Source organism: Mycobacterium heidelbergense (assembly GCF_050205645.1).
In the GTDB taxonomy this organism is placed as follows: domain Bacteria; phylum Actinomycetota; class Actinomycetes; order Mycobacteriales; family Mycobacteriaceae; genus Mycobacterium; species Mycobacterium heidelbergense_A.
The window spans coordinates 1-543 of record NZ_JBNMQT010000064.1 but is presented as its reverse complement, the minus strand read 5'-3'; the positions used below and the strand labels follow the sequence as shown (position 1 = coordinate 543).

Annotated in this window: 2 protein-coding genes; both read right to left on the bottom strand. The window is 66.1% G+C overall.

The annotated features are described in order from the left end of the window. On the bottom strand, positions 1–141 hold a 141-nt coding region (locus ACQI5H_RS24600), incomplete at its 3' end, for a WXG100 family type VII secretion target (RefSeq protein WP_427081896.1). 141 nt (positions 142–282) lie between these two features. Beyond that, on the bottom strand, positions 283–525 hold the full coding sequence (locus ACQI5H_RS24595; RefSeq protein ID WP_427081895.1) for a hypothetical protein: 243 nt from the start codon (positions 523–525) through the stop codon (positions 283–285). Positions 526–543: the final 18 nt, after the last annotated feature.

The window sequence follows — 543 nt, the reverse complement described above, 5'->3', positions numbered from 1 at the left end:
CCCACTCCAGCCGGCACCGGCGATGTTCTGCGAGGACGCCCACATCTTGCGCGCCTCATCGGCCACCGTCTGAGCGTGCATCTCAAAGCGGCCCGCCATAGCCCGCATCGCGTGCGGGTCAGTCATAAATCGAGTGGCCATAATTAAGCTCTCCTTAAAGCGTGGGTGATTTATATTTCAGCGTTGCTGTGTGGCCAGTCTATTGGCCTGTTCTCACGCCCGGCAACGGTCGGCGCAAGCAATTTTCCCTCAATTTTTTCCCCTGCTGTGACGAATGCGGCATCAGCGTCGGCGGAGCACTTTGACGGGTTTTCCATATCGCGGTGTGCCGTCAGCGTCGCTGCCGCGGCCGTGCATGCCCGCGGCCATCGGCGTGCCGCCATACATTCCTGAGCCGCCGGAGGCGGTGGCTGGGGCCGCCGCCGCCGAGGTGCCGCCGCCGCCCGAGGCGGCCACCGGGGTGACCGCCCGCGCGGTACTGGCCGATTCCGTGCCGGCGCCCCCGGCCGTCCAGGTTGCCGGCACCGATAACCCGCCCAGTGA